Origin of the sequence: Pedobacter faecalis, assembly GCF_030182585.1 — a bacterium.
GTDB lineage: Bacteria > Bacteroidota > Bacteroidia > Sphingobacteriales > Sphingobacteriaceae > Pedobacter > Pedobacter faecalis.
Window position 1 is genome coordinate 93,740 of the sequence record NZ_JARXOW010000001.1, and the last position, 20,473, is coordinate 114,212.

Annotated in this window: 17 protein-coding genes; 7 read left to right on the top strand and 10 right to left on the bottom strand. The window is 46.7% G+C overall.

What is annotated here, in order from left to right; all coding sequences use genetic code 11:
• Window position 1: 1 nt before the first annotated feature.
• The 4 genes from secDF to QEP07_RS00435 form a co-directional block, all read right to left on the bottom strand.
• The gene (gene secDF, locus QEP07_RS00420) at window positions 2-2,953 is read right to left on the bottom strand and encodes a protein translocase subunit SecDF (RefSeq protein ID WP_285008017.1); all 2,952 of its coding nucleotides are present in this window, start codon (window positions 2,951-2,953) and stop codon (window positions 2-4) included.
• Window positions 2,954-3,060: 107 nt separating this feature from the next.
• On the bottom strand, window positions 3,061-3,546 hold the full coding sequence (locus QEP07_RS00425) for a dihydrofolate reductase (RefSeq protein WP_256006934.1): 486 nt from the start codon (window positions 3,544-3,546) through the stop codon (window positions 3,061-3,063).
• Window positions 3,543-4,337 carry a thymidylate synthase gene (locus tag QEP07_RS00430; RefSeq protein ID WP_285008018.1) on the bottom strand — a complete coding sequence of 265 codons (795 nt, stop codon included), beginning with the start codon at window positions 4,335-4,337 and terminating at the stop codon, window positions 3,543-3,545. Before QEP07_RS00430 ends, QEP07_RS00425 begins: the two co-directional genes overlap by 4 nt.
• 42 nt (window positions 4,338-4,379) lie before the next feature.
• Window positions 4,380-6,266: a gamma-glutamyltransferase family protein gene (locus QEP07_RS00435; RefSeq protein ID WP_285008019.1), complete on the bottom strand. Its 1,887-nt coding sequence runs from the start codon at window positions 6,264-6,266 to the stop codon at window positions 4,380-4,382.
• Between the two features lie 49 nt (window positions 6,267-6,315).
• On the opposite strand from QEP07_RS00435, the gene QEP07_RS00440 reads away from it, so the two are divergent.
• Window positions 6,316-6,690, top strand: a complete 375-nt coding sequence (locus QEP07_RS00440) for a DUF2784 domain-containing protein (RefSeq protein ID WP_285008020.1) — start codon at window positions 6,316-6,318, stop codon at window positions 6,688-6,690.
• Here QEP07_RS00440 and QEP07_RS00445 read toward each other — a convergent pair.
• Window positions 6,680-7,579: a LysR family transcriptional regulator gene (locus tag QEP07_RS00445; RefSeq protein ID WP_285008021.1), complete on the bottom strand. Its 900-nt coding sequence runs from the start codon at window positions 7,577-7,579 to the stop codon at window positions 6,680-6,682. The genes QEP07_RS00440 and QEP07_RS00445 overlap by 11 nt on opposite strands.
• Before the next feature lie 80 nt (window positions 7,580-7,659).
• Between QEP07_RS00445 and QEP07_RS00450 the strand changes: the two genes are divergently transcribed.
• Window positions 7,660-8,382 (top strand): class I SAM-dependent methyltransferase, encoded by a 723-nt coding sequence (locus tag QEP07_RS00450; protein ID WP_285008022.1) that lies wholly within the window; start codon window positions 7,660-7,662, stop codon window positions 8,380-8,382.
• Between the two features lie 32 nt (window positions 8,383-8,414).
• Complete coding sequence (locus tag QEP07_RS00455) at window positions 8,415-9,158, top strand: dienelactone hydrolase family protein (RefSeq protein WP_285008023.1); 744 nt, start codon at window positions 8,415-8,417, stop codon at window positions 9,156-9,158.
• Here the strand turns inward: QEP07_RS00455 and QEP07_RS00460 are convergent.
• The 5 genes from QEP07_RS00460 to QEP07_RS00480 all read right to left on the bottom strand — a co-directional run bounded on the left by QEP07_RS00460 (window position 9,155) and on the right by QEP07_RS00480 (window position 12,862).
• On the bottom strand, window positions 9,155-9,814 hold the full coding sequence (locus tag QEP07_RS00460; protein ID WP_350223358.1) for an SMUG2 DNA glycosylase family protein: 660 nt from the start codon (window positions 9,812-9,814) through the stop codon (window positions 9,155-9,157). The two genes, QEP07_RS00455 and QEP07_RS00460, sit on opposite strands and share 4 nt — an antisense overlap.
• A gap of 46 nt (window positions 9,815-9,860) precedes the next feature.
• Window positions 9,861-10,310 carry an SRPBCC family protein gene (locus QEP07_RS00465; RefSeq protein WP_285008025.1) on the bottom strand — a complete coding sequence of 150 codons (450 nt, stop codon included), beginning with the start codon at window positions 10,308-10,310 and terminating at the stop codon, window positions 9,861-9,863.
• A 34-nt stretch (window positions 10,311-10,344) separates the two neighbouring features.
• Window positions 10,345-11,889, bottom strand: a complete 1,545-nt coding sequence (locus tag QEP07_RS00470) for a choice-of-anchor I family protein (RefSeq protein WP_285008026.1) — start codon at window positions 11,887-11,889, stop codon at window positions 10,345-10,347.
• A gap of 141 nt (window positions 11,890-12,030) precedes the next feature.
• Window positions 12,031-12,510 carry a hypothetical protein gene (locus QEP07_RS00475; protein ID WP_285008027.1) on the bottom strand — a complete coding sequence of 160 codons (480 nt, stop codon included), beginning with the start codon at window positions 12,508-12,510 and terminating at the stop codon, window positions 12,031-12,033.
• A 28-nt stretch (window positions 12,511-12,538) separates the two neighbouring features.
• Window positions 12,539-12,862 carry a hypothetical protein gene (locus tag QEP07_RS00480; protein ID WP_285008028.1) on the bottom strand — a complete coding sequence of 108 codons (324 nt, stop codon included), beginning with the start codon at window positions 12,860-12,862 and terminating at the stop codon, window positions 12,539-12,541.
• 78 nt (window positions 12,863-12,940) lie between these two features.
• Between QEP07_RS00480 and QEP07_RS00485 the strand changes: the two genes are divergently transcribed.
• From QEP07_RS00485 to QEP07_RS00500, 4 genes are all read left to right on the top strand, one after another.
• Window positions 12,941-14,815 (top strand): glycoside hydrolase family 97 protein, encoded by a 1,875-nt coding sequence (locus QEP07_RS00485; protein WP_285008029.1) that lies wholly within the window; start codon window positions 12,941-12,943, stop codon window positions 14,813-14,815.
• 16 nt (window positions 14,816-14,831) lie between these two features.
• The gene (locus QEP07_RS00490) at window positions 14,832-15,428 is read left to right on the top strand and encodes an RNA polymerase sigma factor (protein ID WP_285008030.1); all 597 of its coding nucleotides are present in this window, start codon (window positions 14,832-14,834) and stop codon (window positions 15,426-15,428) included.
• A 72-nt stretch (window positions 15,429-15,500) separates the two neighbouring features.
• Window positions 15,501-16,682: a FecR domain-containing protein gene (locus QEP07_RS00495; RefSeq protein ID WP_285008031.1), complete on the top strand. Its 1,182-nt coding sequence runs from the start codon at window positions 15,501-15,503 to the stop codon at window positions 16,680-16,682.
• Window positions 16,683-16,961: 279 nt separating this feature from the next.
• A complete protein-coding gene (locus QEP07_RS00500) occupies window positions 16,962-20,471 on the top strand; it encodes a SusC/RagA family TonB-linked outer membrane protein (protein WP_285008032.1) in 3,510 nt (1,169 codons plus the stop codon).
• Window positions 20,472-20,473: the final 2 nt, after the last annotated feature.

Consider the following 20,473-nt stretch of genomic DNA (forward strand, 5'->3'; position numbering starts at 1 on the left):
ATTATACGGTCGTGTTGTCTTCCTTTTTACGGGTAAACTCAACCACAAATGGCGTAGCCACGAACAGGGATGAATAAGTACCGAAGATAACACCGATCAGCATCGCGAAAGAGAATCCTCTCAAGATATCACCTCCGAAGAAGAACAATACCAGCAAGGCAAGCATTACGCAAAGACCAGTAACCACCGTACGGTTCAAGGTGCTGTTCAATGCGTTATTCACGATAGTCGGCATGCTTTCGTTCTTATGACGGCTTTGGCCCAGATATTCCCGCACACGGTCAAATACTACAACTGTATCGTTCATCGAATAGCCCATTACTGTAAGGATGGCAGCAATAAACTGTTGGTCGATATCCAGTGAGAAAGGAAGTATTCCGTTGAAGATCGAGAAGATCGCAAGTAATACCAATACGTCGTGCGACAATGCGATAACAGCTGCGATACCAAACTGCAGGTTTTTAAACCTGATAACGATGTATATAAATACCGCCAGTATGGCTAACAAAACTGCATATACCGCTGAGGTCTTGATGTCGCTCGCCATAGTGGGACCGATTTTCTGCGCATCCTTAATCAGGTAAGGGTTGTTAAGGCTCTTCAGTCCGGTATTCAATTTCTGCTCCACCTGGCTTTCTACATTTTCGCCAGTTTCATCGATCAGGTAGCTCGTTGTAATACGAACCTGATTGCCGATACCGTAAGTTTTCACTTCCGGCGCTTGTCCGAATTGCTCGTCTAAAGCATCCCTTACATCTATCGTATTAACATCTTTTTTAAACTCTACAACGTAAGCACGTCCGCCTTGAAAATCTACACCAAGGCTGAACCCTTTGGTGAAAATGGATACAATACCCGCAAGGATAATCACAGAGGAGAAGATATAGAACTTACGTCTTCCGCTTACAAAGTTGAAGTTTGAATCTTTGAAGAGGTTTGCAGTTAAAGGAATAGAGAAAGAGATCTTCCCTTCTTTCTTCAGAAGCGCTTCGAATACAAGGCGGGTGATAAAGATCGACGTGAACAGCGAGGTTACGATACCTAAAACGAGGGTAGTAGCGAAACCTTTGATCGGACCGGTACCCAGGTAGAACAGGATGATACCTGTGATCAGGGTTACGATGTTTGAATCGATGATCGCAGAATAAGCGTTTTTGTAACCGTCAGCTATAGCTTGTCTCACTGCCTTTCCGGCGGCAAGTTCTTCTTTGATACGTTCGTAAATAAGTACGTTGGCATCCACGGCCATACCAATGGTAAGTACCAGACCGGCGATTCCAGGAAGCGTCCATACCGCACCCAATGAAGTCATTGCACCAATCAGGAAGAACAGGTTAGTCACCAAAGCGATGTTGGCAACCCATCCGGCCTTGCTGTAATAGATAGCCATAAAGCCAAGTACCAGCACCAGACCAAGGATAGACGAGATTAAACCGGCGTCAATTGACTCCTGGCCCAAAGTAGGACCAACAACATATTCACCTACAATATGCGCAGGAACAGGTAGTTTACCAGCTTTCAGTACGTTGGCTAAATCTTTTGTTTCTTCCACTGTAAAGCTTCCGGAAATTGACGATACCCCGTTCGGAATTTCTTCGTTTACAGAAGGGGCTGAGTATACCTGGTCATCAAGAACAATAGCAATTGACTTTTTGCCGTTAGCGGCAGCCTCTCCAGTCATTTTTTTCCATGTTGAGGCACCTACACCAGTCATGTACATGGTTACAACAGGCTTACCACTCTGTGGGTCGTAGTCATCCCGTGCATTACTTACAGCATCACCGCCCAAATCAGGCCTGCCATCAGATGAAGTAACCTTTATAGCATAAAGTTCAAATATCTTGGTGTCGTTTATTGGCTTTACACTCCAAAGGAATTTATAAGTCTGAGGAATTATTGCCGCAATCTCCGGTCTTGCAAAAAACTCATTAACCTTCGCTGTATCCTTCTGAAGAACCCGGCCAACTACAGCGCCCGGGGCCAGTTGCTGCTGACCATTTTCCGCTTGGTAAGTTGGAATGTTCAATACAGAAAACAGGGGGTTAGTTTTGGCCATCTCCTGTGCCTGCAGGGCGGTAGAATCACTTTGTTTTGCCCCTTTAGCCAAACCAGCCAGTTTACTTCCACCTTTAGAAGCTGTATCCGCAGTTGCTGTACCTGAAGTATCTTTTGCGTTCTTTAAGCTTGCAGCCAGAGTATTGTTAATGTTCTCCATGATGGGGAACACCTCTTCGTTATTATATACATGCCAGAACTGCAGCTCAGCAGATCCTGATAAAAGCTTGCGCACTCGTTGCTTCGCACTTTCGTCAACTCCCGGAAGTTCGATAAGGATACGGTTGGTACCTTCCTGCTTCTGCATGTTCGGACTCACAACACCGAATCCGTCAATACGGCTTCTCAGGATAATAAATGAACGGTCGATAGCATTATCTGCTTCCTTAGTCAGGAAGTTTTTAATTTCAGCGTTGGTAGCGTTAGCCTTTACGGTAGCAGCATTGCTTTCATTCGCAAAATAATCGGCCAGTTTGCCGTTCGGGCTGATTTTCTCAAACTCGTTAACAAAAGCAGCAATAAAATCTTTTCCGCTGGCGCCGGTCTGACGTTGCGCATTTTCAATAGCCTGGTTAAAATTTGCGTCGTCAGTATTGTTGGCAAGCGACTTGATCAGGTTAGCCACGGAGATTTCCATGGTTACGTTCATGCCGCCTTTAAGGTCAAGACCAAGATTAATTTCTTTTTCCTTGCAGAATTGATAATCGAATCCAAGAATCGGATAAACAGGAACAGTAGCCATGGAATCCAGATACGCTCTTTCCTTGTTCACATCCCCTTTAGCATAAGCTTTGGCATCTTTTTCAACTTTAGAAGTTACAAAGCTGAACGAGAGAGAATACACACAGACAATACCTAGAAGTATTGCCATTAATTTAATAAAACCTTTACCCTGCATTTTTTGTTGTTAGTTATCTGTATGCTGCTTGTCTTTTTTTACAAGTCGGCAAATCTAATTATTTTTTTAAATAATAGGCTAGCTATTAGAATTTTTATTATGGCGCGTTAGCGCCTTTCCAAAGTGGAAAATGTGAAGGCCACACTGTGCCTGTCATCTGCCTCATGACGCTGTGATTCTGTTTCTTTCCAGAGCGTCTCGTTTAGCTCGGGGAAGAAGGCATCAGCATCATAAGTCTCATGCACAGTGGTCAGATAAATCCGGTCGGTACGCTGAAGCGCGAGCTTATAGATCTCCGCCCCCCCGATAATAAATACCTCAGTTTCATGTCTGCAAAGTTCAAGGGCGGCGTCCAGACTGCTTACCACCTCAGCACCTTCTATTTCCAGATCCGTTCTACGCGTAATCACAATATTACGGCGGTTGGGCAGGGGCTTACCTACCGAATCATAGGTCTTACGGCCCATAATAACCGTATGTCCGCTGGTAATCTTTTTAAAGTGTTTCAGGTCCTTAGGCAGGTGCCACAGCAACTGATTATCTTTACCTATAGCCCGGTTTTCGGAAATGGCAACAACGGCAGAAACGATCATACAGCAACTACCCCCTTAATATGCGGATGAGCTTCATAGTTTTTCAACGTGAAGTCCTCATACTTAAAGGCGAAAATATCCTTCACCTCCGGATTAATCTCCATCACAGGTAGTTTGTGCGGCGTGCGGCTTAGCTGCAGTTTGGCCTGTTCAATATGATTATTGTATAAGTGCGCGTCGCCAAGCGTGTGGATAAAATCACCATACTGCAGGCCGCATACCTGTGCAACCATCATGGTCAGCAGGGCATAGGAAGCAATGTTAAATGGTACACCCAGGAAAATATCCGCACTGCGCTGATACAACTGGCAGCTCAACCGGCCCTCTGCTACGTAGAACTGGAAAAAGGCGTGACAAGGCGGAAGCGCCATGTTTTCTACCTCAGCCACGTTCCAGGCCGACACAATAATGCGACGCGAGTCCGGATTATTTTTAATCGTTTGTATGATCTGGGAGATCTGATCTATATGTCCGCCATCGGGTTTAGGCCAGGAACGCCATTGTGAACCATAAACCGGGCCCAGATTGCCGTCCGCATCCGCCCATTCATCCCAAATCCTTACACCGTTATCTTTCAGGTATTTAATATTGGTATCACCACTTAAAAACCAGATCAACTCATGAATGATCGATTTCAGGTGAAGCTTTTTAGTAGTCACCATCGGGAAACCCTCTTGCAGGTTAAACCGCATCTGGTAGCCGAAAACACTGATCGTTCCCGTTCCTGTTCTATCATGCTTCTGTGTGCCGTTCTCCAGCACATGCTGCATCAAATCTAAATATTGTTTCATGATATTATCAACTGCTTGCGAATATAATTAAAACCCGGGCAATTACCAGCCTATCCCATAGTCTTCCCCATGATTGCTGGAACCGCCCCACAAACTGCCATGCTTCCAGTCAAAATAAATCGCGTTTATCGGCCCGCTTGTCCGGTCGTCAAAGCTCAATACGTATCCCATCTTTTTCAGTTCCTCCCTGATCTTCTCCGGCGTAGCGTCATGCAGCAGCAACTGACCAGGCTTTGGTGCCCTGTCAGACGTCCGGGTGCCGCCCAGCGATAGCCACAACTGGTTGGTGTTGATATTGGGCGCCTCAGCAGCCTGTTGCACGTTCATGCCAAACTCAGCGATATTTAAAAAGCACTGCAAAAGGTTCTGATCCTGCGTATCGCCCCCCTGCACGGCGGCCGACAAAAAAGGCTTGCCGTCTTTCATGGCCAGCATGGGCGATAGAGTTACACGCGGACGTTTGCCCGGCTCAACAACATTAAAAGGGTTAAGCGAAGCATCCAGCACAAAGCTCTGCATACGCTGACTCATACCGATACCCGTATTGCCCGAAATGCAGGCCGGCAGCCAGCCGCCGCTGGGTGTTATAGATACTACCCAACCGTCTTTGTCGGCCGCTTCAACGGAGGTCGTGCCCCGCCACAGCCTATCCTCATAGGTTTCCCGATCCGTATTGTTTCCCATATCATGTTTAGGCGCAAAATTCCTTTTTGTAGTATCCATTTCATAGCCGCGCGACCGAAGCAAATTGAGATAAGGATTCTTCTTTCCTTCAAAAGGGTAGGGATCGCCCGGACCAATCTTAGGGTCATTCCTTTCGCTTCGTATCAGGCCTGCGCGTTGCCGGGCATATTCCTTGCTTAGCAGTCCGATAATAGGTTCGGCGGGCGACTTATACGGATCACCATAATAGAAATCCCGGTCGGCAAACGCCAGGTTCATCGCCTGGTATAACGTATGAATGTACTCAGGGCTATTATAACCCATTTTTTTCAGGTCAAAATTCTCCAATATGTTTAAAGCCTGCAGCATCACCGGCCCCTGCGTCCAGGATTGCAGCTTATACACCTCAATGCCTTTGTAATTTGTTTTCAAGGGTTCCTCTTCCAGAGGTTTCCATCTGGCAAGATCCTCCATCGTGATCAAACCACCCTGTTCCTGGCAGCCGCGAACAAATTCACGGGCAATATCGCCCTTATAGAACCGGTCGTACGCCGCCATCAGCGCATCTTTCCTGTTCTTACCTTTCTTTAAGGCTTCGTCCTCAGCCTCCACAAGCTTGCTCAGTGTGTTCAGCAAGTCCTGTTGCACAAAAATTTCTCCAGCTTCAGGTGCCTCACGCTTCGCTCCCGCATGAGGAAGCAAAACCTTCTTGCTGTAAGGCCATTGTTTGATCTGAGATTTATATCTTTCCATGATATTGGCCGCCTGAGCCTCTATCGGATAGCCCGCCGCCATTTCCATAGCTGGTTTAAGTACCTGCTTCAAACTCATGGTACCATAATTGGCCAGCATGAAGATCAATCCCCCCGGCGTTCCAGGAGTCGTGGCTGCCAGCGGACCGTACTCTGGCGGAAAATCAAAGCCCTTGCGCTTAAAAAAGTCTGCCGTAGCGCCAGTTGGCGCCACACCCATCGCGTTAATGGCAATAACCTTACCCGTCTTCGGGTTATAAATAAGAATCTGGCTTTCACCGCCCCAGCTCAGCGTATCCCACATGGTACAGGTGGCAGCAAGCATGGCGCAGGACGCATCAACAGCATTCCCGCCCTGTTGAAATATCATTGCCCCGGCAGTGGCAGCCAACGGCTTTCCGGTTATAGCCATCCAGTTTTTTCCGTGGATAACCGGTTTTTGTGTCTGGCGGGCCGCAACGCTTATGGTGCAGAGCAGGACTGCCGGGATCAGTAAGGTAGAGATATATTTCATTGGACGAATCAGAGACTCTAAGATACCAAAAAAAGCCTACTTTTATATCATGATACTCGACACGCTGCTTACCCTGAGCCACCTGCTTGTTATCGGTTTCAACCTTTTGGGCTGGATCTGGCCGGCAACCAGAAAGGCACACTTCATCGTCGTATGTGCAACCGCCGCATGCTGGTTGCTGCTCGGAATCTGGTATGGCATAGGTTATTGTCCGCTTACCGACTGGCAGTGGACCTTGAAAGAACGTATGGGCGAGACTGATCTTCCCGCCTCGTTCATCAAGTACTTTGCCGATAAAGTAAGCGGCCGCGACATCCCGGCTGTTTTGGTCGACTGGCTAACCGCCCTGTGCTTTGCCGCTGCAGCAGTACTATCCGTTTACCTTAATTTTTTCAGGAGACGACAAATACCTGTTAAACACTAAAACTCTCTGCCACTGCCGTTGCGTAGTAACCAACAAACCACTTTAATGCCGCACTTTGGTTTGTGGCCTTAAAAGCCAGCACCACCTCCGTGTTCACAGGGATATCCGGCAGACCAACAAAGGAAACATCCAAATGTGCATACTGATCTCTTAGCGATGATGGTAGTATCGATACTCCCAGTCCTGCTTCTACCAACTGAAGGATAGAATGCACATTATTAGCTTCGTGCATAATCTCCGGTTTAAAGCCCATGCGCTCGCATATTTCGGTTAATTTATCGCTGTAATGCGGCGCGAAATCCTTGTTAAAGAAAATAAACGGACTTGCCCGAAGAAGCGATATAAGTTCTTCCGAAGACGCGGTTGCGGTCTTCCCGCCGGGTAAAACAATAACAAAGGGATCAAAAAACATCGTTTGCACCTTAAGCGCTTTGGAGTGAACGGGAGCACGCAGTATACCAACGTCAAGTTCGCCTTCTTCAAGTGCCTTGATCTGCGATAGGGTGGGTATTTCGTACAAACTGGTTTTAACGTAAGGAAAGGCTGCACCCATCTCTTTTAGCGCCTCAGCGAGTTGTGTTTGATACACCGAACTGATGTAGCCGATTTTAAGTGTGCCGCTCTCGTTCAAATGGATTTGTCGCACCGAATTTTTTACCTCCTCCAACCTGCTGAAAAGATTGTCGACCTCCGTTTTCAGATACGCTCCCGCGTCAGTTAACGCTACGCGTTTATTGCTTCTGGTGAACAGCGTGGCGCCCAGTTCTTCTTCAAGCTCTCTGATCTGTCTGCTTAAGGGCGGTTGCGAGATAAAGAGCTTTTTGGCTGCATTTCCAAAATGAAGCAGGTCGGCCAGCGTTTTAAAATAGCGGAGGTGTCTAAGTTCCATACCTTAAAAGTATCGATAGTTGATAAAAATGATATTTTCCAAATATCAATAATGACGCTAGTTTTAGCAAAAAAAAGAAAATGCAGAAAGATTATTCAAAGAAGTCTACCACCGACGAGATCAGGGCAAGGTTCGACGCTGATGTGGAGCGGTTTTCAGATCTAGAGGGCGGTCAGGCCACGATGCTCGATGCCGCCTTAACTATGGACTTATGTACAGAGGCAGCATTATGCACAAACCCCGAAGCCAGGGAACTACTGGATATCGGTTGTGGCGCCGGCAATTACACCCTGAAAATGCTCAGCAAAGTCCCCGGTTTGAACTGTACGCTTAACGACCTGAGTATGCCTATGCTCCACCGGGCCCGCGAAAGGGTGGCGGCGCAGACCACCGGAAAAGTCACCTGCATACAGGACGATATGCGGAATCTGGATATGCCCAATGATCACTACGACATTGTGCTTGCCTCGGCAACCTTTCATCACCTGCGCGATGATGCCGATTGGGAAAATGTTTTCAAGAAGGTACACCGCGCACTAAAGCCAGGTGGAAGCCTGTGGATCTCCGATATTATTACCCACGATACGCCAGCATTGGCAGATCTGTTTGAAAAGAGATTTGCCAACTACCTTGAATCCTTAGGCGGCGCGGAGTATCGCGATAAGGTGATTGCCTATGTTGATTATGAAGACACCCCGCGCTCACTGAACTATCAGCTTGAGCTTATGCGCAGTGTAGGCTTCCGTCATGTGGAGACTCTACATAAGAACAGCTACGTCGCCGCTTTCGGCGGAATAAAATAATTGCTAAATTGACACCACCAAAAAGATACCTTATGAAACACCTCATCCTTACGACAATCATGCTGAGTGCAGGTCTGGCGGCAGTTGCGCAGAACCTTAAAACTGTAAATTATAGCGATGGTTCACAGAAACTCAAGGGTCTTGTAACCCCCAATGCTGGCAAGAAGCTGCCGGGTGTACTTATCCTGCCGGCCTGGAAGGGCATCGACCAGGAAGCTAAAACGGCGGCGCTCGATCTGGAAAAGCAAGGCTATATTGCCCTCATAGCAGATATTTATGGTGAGGGGAATGTTCCGGCCGACAATCCGGCTGCGGGTAAACTGGCAGGACAGTACAAACAGGACTATAAAGCTTACCAGCGCAGGATCAGCGTAGCGCTTGATGAGCTGAAAAAGCAGGGAGCGATGCCTGAAAAGCTGGCGGTAATAGGTTACTGCTTTGGCGGTACAGGTGCTTTAGAGGCCGCAAGAGCTGGTTTGCCGCTGCAAGGCGTAGTCTGTATACATGGCGGACTGGCGAAGGCGGCCGACCGCCCCAATGTGCCATTGAACACACGAATACTCGTGGAGCACCCGGCCGACGATGCTGGTGTAAAACCTGAAGATTTAACCGCGCTGATGAAGGAGATGCGTGAAGGAAAAAACGACTGGCAGATCATCACTTACGCGGATAGCAAGCATACTTTCACCAATCCTGAGTCGGCCGATTATAATCCGGTAATGGCGAAACGCGCCTGGCAGCACACGCTGTTTTTCCTTAAGGAGGTGCTGAATTAAAAGGCGGCCATTCCCTTTGTAAACTCAAGCAGGTATTTATCGATATACAACTGCTGGTCTTTCAATTTGTATTGCTGTATAAAACGGGGATGCTCGAGCACAACGAGCTCCCCGAAAAGCTTCTCCGTTCTGTTTAACCTGTCTAAAAACGCGGCATTCTTTTTTCCAAGTACAAAGACACGGGATGTGTCGAGGCCCAGACTGATGTGTTCTCTCAATGCAGAGATCATAAAATCTCTGACCATTTCAAATAGCCTCAGGTCGTCGTAATAGTTCGCGTTCAGCCATTTGCCTCCGGGTGTTTGCCTGATGATGGCTAGCGGGAAGGGCGAATTGATATAGAAGTCCCTGTAAAAAGCCGCCGGTCCGCCATAAGCCGCAATCATTTCATACATAAACACAGAAGATATTTCATGCGTGTATGCAGAATGCATTTTTATGCCGCATACCGCCTCAAGGCGCTTCGTGTCTGTAAAGGGTACGCCCGTTACTCCTGCGCCATGCCGACTTGGATTTATGCCTATGATAAACCTGCGCTTTTCCGTGTCGTTATAGTACTTCTCGTAAAACTGCTGCATCACAGAAATCGTTTCCGGATTATCCATATAAGGATTCAGCACCTGAAAGCCATCAGGCAGGCTGCCTGTATATTGCAAATTCCGGTTAAACGCTATGATTTTATCTGACAGTACTATCACGTCACTAACCCGGGTACTTGTCGGCTATCAGATTCAAATTGATTCCATGCTCCAGGTAAGCTTTTAGCCCATCCAACACGGTTGTAAACCCACCGGTCGAGTCTTTAATCTCCCTCAAAAGGTCATCGCCCTGCTGCGGAAAACCATAGTTCCTGATGACTACATACGTCTTGTCCTCGCCCATCTTCTGGAAATTAAACTCCACGGTAGTTGCCGGGTCGCCCCATTCGATCTGGATAAGCTTATCCGCAACAATGTCGCGTACAACCACCTCAGCCGAAACATCATACATCTCCCAGGTCCAGGTTACGGTTGCGCCTTTTTCCAGTCTACCGCTGCCTTTGGTAAACCAGAAATGCTTTGTTTGGTCCGGATCGCAAAATGCGTTGAACACTTCGGCGGCTGGTTTTCTGATCAGCATCTGTGCTTCTACAAAATTTTGGTTCTGTTCCATAAGCTAACCTTATTAAATGGCTGAATTTAGTTATTTATATCGTGTTTGGCGTATAAACTTTCACTACACCATCATTTTCGCTGCTCACCACCAGCAGGCTTTTTTTGGTCGGACTGTCTTTAGCCGGAATGAATAGCACGCCCTCGGGAGCATCGCCGCATTTCAACATTTGAAGAAATACCGGGCTTACCGGGTTGGTTACGTCATAAACTGCTACGGCGTCTACCCTCTCCAAGCCTACAAAGGCGACTTTTGTACGGCCAACGGTTCCTGTAGTGATACCTTCCGGCTCTACACTTTTGTCATCACTGCGGCCATCGTCATAAATTCCTGCCTCAACGGCTTCTTTATCCAGCTCATTCTTGCTGTCAAAAACCAGTGTGCCATTGCTTCCGTTCCATACGCTAAATGAACGTGCACCCAAAGAATACAATTCATCCAGGTCACCGTCGCCATCGGTATCTCCGAGGGTAGTGGTAATGTTCAGTCTGCCCAGTTTACCGTCCTTTTTCAGCTCAGCTGCATTCGGAAATTTGGTGGCATCCAGAATAACAGTCTTATCTTTTACGCGCTTCACTTCTGCAAAGGTATCGTACTCACGGGCATCGCCTTCATTGGCGGTAAAGAGATAGGGAGTACCGTTGCTTTCCATTACCGCAACCGCATCCGGCATATAAACACCTTTTACCGGCCATTTAGCTGCGGCATAAGCTTTGTCATCGTCGGTGGGGTCTATTTCGTTGCCGTCGGTATTGTAGTCTTTGAAGCCTAGCGGAAAAATATTGCCGATGGTTTTTGAAGGTATGTCAATTTTAGCGATACCGTTGTTTTCCTGTAAAGTTACCCATGCGGTTTTCGAATCGGCTGAAATGGTCACGTATTCCGGTTCGATGTCTTTCACAAAGGTTGCGCTCGGGCCAAAAACGCGAAAACCCTTCTGCATCAGTGCATTTTGCTGCCCGGCCATCGACGAAAAGTTTAGCGTGGTAACCGCATAGTTTTCAGCTACCGAGATTATGGAAACCGTCCCTTCCGGATCAGTGGTATAGCTTGCATTGGGCTCACCCTCATTGGCTGTCATAATGTATTTTCCGTCGGGCGAAAAAGTCACCATATCTGGCAAAGCACCAACATTGATCTGACTGATCACGCTATGGTCGCCAGTTTTAAATACGACAACCTTGCCATTTGATGTTTTGTCGGTTGCTTGTATCGCCGCGGCCAGTTTGCCGGAATGTACAGAGAGACTGTTTACCACACCACCAAACGGCTGCACGCTGATGTTGCCGATAATGGTCATTTTTGATGGGTCTTTAAAATCAATCACCTCGATGCGGTTAACTGCAGCAGCAGTACCCTCACCTTCATTTTTTACGACAAATAGTTTTTTTGTGTCCGGATCATAAGCTGATATTTCAGCAGCACCTGTCTCACCGATATCAATAGTACCGATCTCCGCAAATGTCTTCGCATCTTCGTTCACAAAAAAGTCAGGCTCGGGTAGAGGACCTTTATTGTCATTTTTTTTACAGCCCAGTGCCGCCGAAATCATCAAAGCGAGAAGTAATCTTTTATGCATACAATTGTTTTTTGAGGCGAAAATAGACCCCCAATGTTAGCATAAGTTCAGTCTTGCGTTATGTTAGTGTTAAGCTAAGGTTGCAGACGAGCTACCACTTCCAGCTAAGGTGGTTCACATGGGGAATATTTTTTTGCGCTATCAAGATGCTATTTCCTGATTCAGCGAAGGCGAGCCTTTAGTAAGTATTAAACTTGGTCCTGTACTTATCTTGATAAAAAAGTGACTTGCAATTTCAGTTACACCGATAATTTCAGATATTTTAATACAACTCTCTCCAGTTTTGTCTTCAAATCTCAGTAGTTCATCTTCGATTTCGAGTTGAACCGATTCATTAAACGCACCTTTGTATGTGTCCTTTACGAACTTGGTATAATGTTTTTTTAATCTCCATTTCAAATATTTATAATAAAAAAGTGCGACCACGATTACACAACATGTAGCGTAGTAGAATAGAAAGGTATCACGCTCATAATAGCCAATAATTATAAAAAATATCCCCAGGGCGATTAATGAAAGGTAATTTCTTTTACGAGTTTTTATTTTTTCGGTATTTGTAGAGGCCCCATATAATTGAAATGTAATGAAGTCGCCTTCTTTGAGCGTTATCGTGTGGGTCATTTGATTCTGATTTCCGGGTGGATGGTTATTAGTTAAATACACGTTGTTGGAAGGAGACATAGCTGAGTACCTCGCTAAACGTACTATCAATTTTGAACGAACTGATGTATGTGGCACTAACGCCGGAATCGTTCTTAGCCTTGAAGCTATGTGACAGGTTAAAATATTTAACTCCACCCTGCTTGCTGAAAACAGTATCTATTGACCCATACTTAAGCGGTTCATAGCTTTCGGAATTGATCAGCGTGGTGTCTAAATAACTTTTAATCAGGATTTTCGCTTTTTCATCAGGATTGCTGGAACAAGCAGCCAATAGAATGCCGAGGACGCTAAAGCAGATTTTTCTTTTCATCGCACTTAATTTACTGCAATGTATGACATTATAGGAATGATCCTTCCGATCGATGAAATTAAAGTCTTATCATTGCGTATGAGAACTAAAGTACCAACCATCACTTGCTTACTTCTAGCACAGTTTCTTCAGGCTATAAGCGGATATGCAATACCTGCAACAAATTCCACTCGAAATATATTTCCATTAGCAATAAAGTCGCCCAACAAGAAATTAAAATTCGAGTTCAGCTATAATCAAAACAGGGAGATCATCTTTACAATTACGGCCAACTCGAAAACCATTATCTCAGCTTCGAAGATGGGACTAAGTGGTATTGATGGAGCAGTGCCGGCAAATTTCTCCCGTGCTTCCAGCAAATCAGTCTGGAAGCCCATCTGGGGAAAAAGAGCAGTCGTGCCTGATGAATACAATGAGCTTACGCTGGATGTAAAAACCTACAAGATCATCGTCAGGGCATATAATGATGGAATAGCTTTCCGGTACGACTTCCCAAGGGAGATGGCGATAAGCGATTTGACGGAGTTTAACTTTAGTGGCGACTATACGGCCTGGTATTATAATGGTGAGCACGCCAATATTGGCCCGGAGAAGTTATCGGCCTGTAACGATAAACGCTTACCTGTAATGACAGTTCAGGTAGACGATCACAATTATCTGGCTGTGCACGAAGCAAATTTATCATGGGGCGACCCGCTGATGTTGGCGTCAAAAAAAGGCCAGACCCTGTTTACCGTAGCGTCTAAGCCAAATAATGCATGGAAAGTGGTTATGTACGGAAATACTCCTGGTGAATTGGTTGATTCGCACCTCATAGAATTGTTAAATCCTCCGCCGCCGGGCGACGCAGATTTCTCATGGGTGAAGCCAGGCGTTGCTGTTTGGGACTGGCGGATAGCAGGCGCGCAGGTCGACGGTTTCAAATATGAGATGTCTCTTCCTTCCTGGAAAAAAATGGTGGACTTTGCTTCTGAAAATAACATCCGTTACCTGGCACTTGATGCCGACTGGTATGGCCCCGAGTTTGGCAAAGATTCAGACCCGCTAAAAGGTGGGAAGGTCGCCCAGGTCCACGAGATCATCAAATACGGGAAAATGAAAAATGTGGGCATCTGGCTCTACCTTAATGACGTTGGCGGCCGTATGTTTCCCATAGAGCAAACTTTGAAGCAGTATGGCGACTGGGGTGCTGCGGGCATTAAATACGGTTTTATGTCGGGCACTCCCGCAGAAAAGAATGAACGTACCCGAATGATCACGGAGCTATGTGCAAAAAATCGTCTGCTATGCGATTTTCATGACGGTCCTGTACACCCGTACGGACAAATGCGTACGTTTCCAAATGCAGTCACACGCGAATACTGTCAGGCACAGCTTGATGGCAGCACCGCCCTGGAGCCAAAAACATTTGTCACCTCGGTATTCGTGAACATGCTTGCAGGTCCGCTCGATATGAACAATGGCATAGCTGATTTGAAACAGGCTGGCAGGGTTCATGCGCCAGCTTATGCTACCAACTCCACAGTGGTAGGCGAGGCAGCACGTACATTAATTACCTTTTCGGGGGTGACAGTTATACCCGATATACCTGAGAGTTACCAAAAGCATCCTGAGATTCTGGAATTTATTTCATCACAAAACATGCCCTGGATGGAAAGTAAAACCATCAAAGGCGACATAGGTCAATACATCGTTATGGCAAGGCAGGCCAGCGACAAAACCTGGCTTGTCGGAGCAGCAACAAATGAAAATTCAAGAGAACTGGATATTCCGCTTTCTTTCCTGAAAAAAGGCCGCTACAAAGCACTGATTATTCAGGATGGCGATGATGCTGATTATCGTACCGATAATGAAAGTTATAAGAGCTCGAAGACAGAAGTTAGCGCTAAAGATTCGATTAAGGTCAGGCTGGCGCCGGGCGGCGGGGCTTGTATTTTGATCAGGCAGTTGTAAACAGGAAGTGATCTCAATGCGCGGCAATTCAAATAGTGATGAAAAACAACTAGTCCTCCAGTTAAAGGCGGGAAGCGCTCAGGCTTTCGAGACCCTTTATCACGCGTATAAATTGCGGATCGCAGGGCAGCTGTATAAGCTGCTCAAATCTGAGGAACTTGTGGAAGAAATGATGCAGGAATTTTTCCTGAAGATTTGGGATAACCGCGCAAAGATCGATCCCGATCAGTCTTTCAGGTCTTACTTGTTTCGCGTATCGGAAAACATGGTGTACGATTTTTTTCGGAAAGCTTCGAGAGACAGTAAATTTCGGGAGCAGCTAAAAGCAAACTATCGGGAATTTTATACGCATGTTGAAGAAGGCATGCTTTTGAAGGAGGACAACACGAGACTGTCGCAGGCCATCGCTCTATTGCCTCCTCAGCGGCGGGAGATTTTTATCTTATGTAAGATAGAGGGAAAGTCGTATAAAGAGGTAAGCGAGATTTTAGGTATATCAACCTCTACAGTGAACAACCAGCTCCTGCTGGCAAATAAATTTCTTAAGCAAACGCTCAACGCGGATACGACAGTTATTCTCATTGCTGCTATGCTGCTCCTGCAGGGCACCTGAGTACTTCAAAAAATTTTTTTTCTGATCAATAGGTATTTTTTGTACCGCAACCGTATTAGCTATAAAAACGTTTTGGAGCAATTTGAATCAATAGCAAAACTGTATAGAAAATATCTGGAGAACACCTGTACTGAGGAAGAACTGGACGAGCTTTTGAACAAACTCGGATCAGATGCTAACGAGCTGGTGGCACGTAAGGTGATTGCTCAGCATCTGGAAACACAATCCACCGAAAGTGATCAGCTTTACCAGCAGATTTCCGATAAGGTAGAGCACAGGCTGTTTCCGGAAATACAGCGCAGGGCATCAGCAAAGCCTGCGCGGACCCCATTACTTTGGCCCCGCCTTGCTGGTCTGGCTGCCGCTATAGCGCTCGTGGTATTTGGTGTCTATTTCTACAATTTCAGTGGAAATGCTAAGTTGGAAAAAGCTAGTATGTCAGCGCATGACATCGCACCGGGAAAAGTTGGAGCAACACTTACTTTAGCCAGTGGGAAACGAATAGATTTAGGCGGTGCGGGTGATGGCGAAATCGCCCAGGAAGCGGGGATCGTCATCTCTAAGAGCGGTGACGGGCAACTCATATATACAGTCAAGTCTGGCAAGTCTGGTTCCGATAAGATCAATACACTGTCTACCGCCAAAGGCCAAACCTATATGGTGGTCTTGCCCGACCAATCCAGGGTATGGTTAAATTCGGCATCGAGTCTGACCTACCGGGCCGACCTGCTATCTGGCGGCGTACGTAAGGTTACGCTTTCAGGAGAGGCGTATTTTGAAATTGCGAAAGACAAGCAGCATCCTTTTATCGTGGATAGTAAGGCCCAGCGGGTAGAAGTTTTGGGTACGCATTTTAACGTTAACGCTTACAATGATGAGCCGGCAATTACTACAACGCTTGTGGAAGGCGCTGTGAAAGTTAGTTCAGGGAGCAGTCATCGTTTGCTAAAACCTGGCCTTCAATCCATTGCACGCGGCGATCACATCGAGGTTGCACAGGCTAACCTGGAGATGATCACGGATTGGAAGAATGGGGATTTCAATCTCGACGGGCTCGATTTTAAATCAGCAATGCGGAAAATTGCGCGCTGGTATGACATCGAGGTCATCTATGATCAAGGCGTTTCCGATAATATCATTTCGGGCGGCTGGATTTCCAGAAACACCAAATTATCTACGATTCTTGAAGTGATCGAGCGATCAGGTCTCGCCCGGTTCAGGCTGGAGGGAAGGAAGCTCTATGTCTCAAAATAATACATAAATATCAATCCTATTATCTATTTAACAAAAGGTCCAATACAATAAAACCCAGGAATGAGAAAATTTTAAAAGACAAGAATAAAAGCAAACCAGAAGTGAAGCACCTCTGGTTTGTGTTTGGAGACAATAAATATCAACTGTTTTACCGCAGGATGCCACTGGTTTTCGAAGGCAAGAGGCATACTGTTAAGAACCAAACCAACGTAAATGTATCAAAATTCTACAAAAAAATTAGGTGTAGCGCCTGCGTTATACCAAAAGCTATGGCTAATTATGCGATTAACCACCGTATTACTGATAGCATCCCTTCTTCAGGTCAGCGCCGCTACGCTGGGCCAGAAAATAACTTTGGACCAGAAAAATGTTCCGCTAAAGTCTTTGTTTAAAGAGATCAGAAAGCAGAGCGGTTATAATTTCTTTTATGATGGAAAAGTGGTAACGCCCGGAATTAAAAGTAGCGTTCAAGTTTCCAACGCCACCATCGACCAGGCCATGGCGAATATCCTCGCCGACCTGCCCTTGAAATATGAAATCAGGGACAGGACTATCTTGATCACCAGAAATGAGCGGACTGCGCTTTTTAGCAGTTCCCCCGAATTTCGGTTTATCGAAGTTAGAGGCAAAATACTGGATGAAAATGGTACTCCGCTACCGGGCGCCACGATTTTGATCAAAGGGACCGGCAAAACGACCAAGTCTGACGATAAGGGTGAATTTTCCTTTTCGGGTGTCGACGATAATGTTGTCCTGGTTATCAGCTATATCGGGTACGCATCAAAGGAAGTTCTGGTTAAGGATGCTGTGATGCCGCTGGAAATAAGACTTGATATGGTCACAGGGAAACTGCAGGAGGTAGGGGTGAGCGTCAATACCGGCTATCAAAGTATCGCACCCGAACAAAGCACCGGAGCAGCTGCAGTGATCACCACCCGGGATTATGAATCGCGCGTTAGTTCCAATTTTCTGGATGGGCTGGTCAACAGGCTTCCTGGACTGATGATCAATAATGATGTAAGTTTCACCAGCACGATAAACAATACTTCCTCAAGCCGGGCCCTCTTCAATATACGTGGTATTTCGACCATGACAGGAAACCCAAATCCGTTGATTGTGGTAGATGGGTATCCTACTGAGTTGTCTCTGAATATAATTGATCCAAACGAGATCAAATCGGTCACCGTGCTTAAAGATGCTGCAGCAGCTACCATCTATGGCGTACGCGCCTCGAACGGGGTCATTGTCATCGAAAGGAAACAGGCCGATCCCGGGAAGCCGCAGATTACTTTCCGGGCTACGGCCGGAATAACGCCTAAAGAGGATTACAGCCGGTACCGCTGGGCTGAAGATGCTTCTTCCATCAGTGTAGATTATCAGCGCTTCCGGTATGGTTCAGGTGTTAGTGCCACGACCTGGAATAACCTGCCTACTTTCGCAGGCAGCCAGGCCTTCGATCCCACTTATTACGTGCTTGCGCAGCAGGCGGCAGGGGTAATAACGGCCGCAGATGCTGAGGCCAAATTTGCAGAGATGAAGAGCTATAACAACGCAGAAGATTACAGTCGCTTGTTTCTGCGCACTGCTGCCACGCAGACCTACAATGTAAACATGTCTGGCGGTTCGGAGCGGGCTACCTATTACATTACAGCCAACTACATCGACAACGCATTGCAGCAGCAACGCAGCGGAAACAACAGGTTTATGCTGGCCGGCCGTACCATGCTGAACTTTTCAAAGCGCTTTTCCCTGGAGCTAAATACCGAATACCAGGAGGATCGCAGCCGCGCAGGTGTAACGCCAAATATCAACAGTATTAATCCCTACGAACGTTTTCAGGACGAAAACGGCAATCCGGCGGCAATCTTTTTGAATTCCGGTATGAACCCGTATTACAGCCGCACTGTTATGAACCTGGGATTGGAAGATCACCTGTATTATCCGCTGGTCGACCGCAATGAGGTTACTGATCAGCGCCATACCGCCAACAACCGCACTACCGCCAACTTTAACTATAAGCTAGGCAAAGGATTCAATATGGCCTTTGGCGGAATTTATGAGACATCCCGAACCGGAATACGGCATTTTGCTACCGGGCTTTCTTCGGAAGCACGCCAGTTTATCAATTCCTATGCAACGCAGACAGGTACTGGCATTACCTATACCATTCCAAAGGGAGGCTTTCTTCAGCAGCAAACCGCCAGTACCACCGGCTATACCGCCCGGGCTCAGTTGAACTACAATAAACGCCTTGGTTCAGATCATTCGCTGAATGGAATTGTGGGCGGAGAACTCCGTAAGATCACCGATCAGGGCGGTTCTGCTGCCTATTTCGGTTATAATGACGAGTCGCTGATCCAGCAGTCGGTCAACTGGTCCAATATCACGAACAATACCGTACAAAAAAACGTCACACGACACCGCACGCTCGATTATAACAGCCTGTTTAACCAGAAGTATGTCGACAACCGCTACCTGTCGGCATATTCCAATATTGTTTATTCCTTCAAAGATACCTATTCCCTCTCCGGCAGTATCCGGATCGACCAGTCTAACTTATTTGGGACAGACCCCCGGTATAAATACAAGCCTCTCTGGTCGGTCGGTGCCGCCTGGAACCTCCATAAGGAGGGTTTTATGGAAAGCCTGACCTGGCTCAAACAGCTTAAATTACGGGTTGCCGATGGCTTTAACGGTAACATCGCCAAGATGTCGCTGCCGCAGGTTATTGCTAAAGCGGCGACCAACACCTACACTCAGCCTAATTCCGTTGCTCTGCAGGTAGCCTCTTATGCCAACAGCAGTTTACGATGGGAACAGACACACAGCACAAATCTGGGTCTGGATTACCAGATATTCAGCGGAATCAGCGGAAGTTTCGATTATTACAGAAAGAAGAGTACAGATCTTTTAGCCAGTGCCTTCATCGATCCGACGATAGGTACCAGTCCTACGCTGATCAACAGCGGATCGATACGCAACCAGGGACTGGAGATAAATCTGCGCGGCGACTGGATCGCAAAGCCACGCTTCAACTGGAATACGGGGTTGGTCCTTTCTCATAACACCAGTAAGGTGCTCGACGTTTATCAAACACAGGCCTATTATCCTGATGTGGTCAATAAGTTCGGATACAGAAAAGGCTATCCGGTGGGTGCATTGTTTGCATACCGTTCAGCCGGTCTGGACCCGGCCGGGTACCCGCAAGTGAAAGATGGAAATGGGAACATCTACGCAGTAACCAATACTACAACTGGTTTAGGATATGTTACGCTCGAATCTGCTGGCACGGTCCGCTATGTCGGCAGCTCGGTTCCTACGGTCAACGCCGGGCTAAGCAATCGTGTCGATATCGGTAATTTCTATGTTTATTGCATGCTGAGTTACTACGGTGGATTTAAAGTGTTCAAGCCAAGAGAAAATCCGACGGCGATACGCCCGCTTGAAGGATCTTCTACCTACTGGAAGCAGGCGGGAGACGAGCAGAATACAGAGGTCATGTTACTTTCAGGATTTTCCGGTACCGGCCCGGGCTGGGCATATAACTATGCCGACAGCCATGTGGTAAATGGCGATTATTTTACCCTCGCTGACCTGACAGTTTCTTATAGTGTACGAAATACGAACTTATTAAAACGGGTAGGACTTTCCCACCTGGAGCTGAAGGCTCAAGGCTCTAACCTCTGGACAGTTGGGCTGAATAAATATAACTATAGTATGGCAACTGGCAGCTACGCAAAAAGTTACCTTACCCCAACTTATACCTTTGGTCTTTTTACAAACTTTTAATC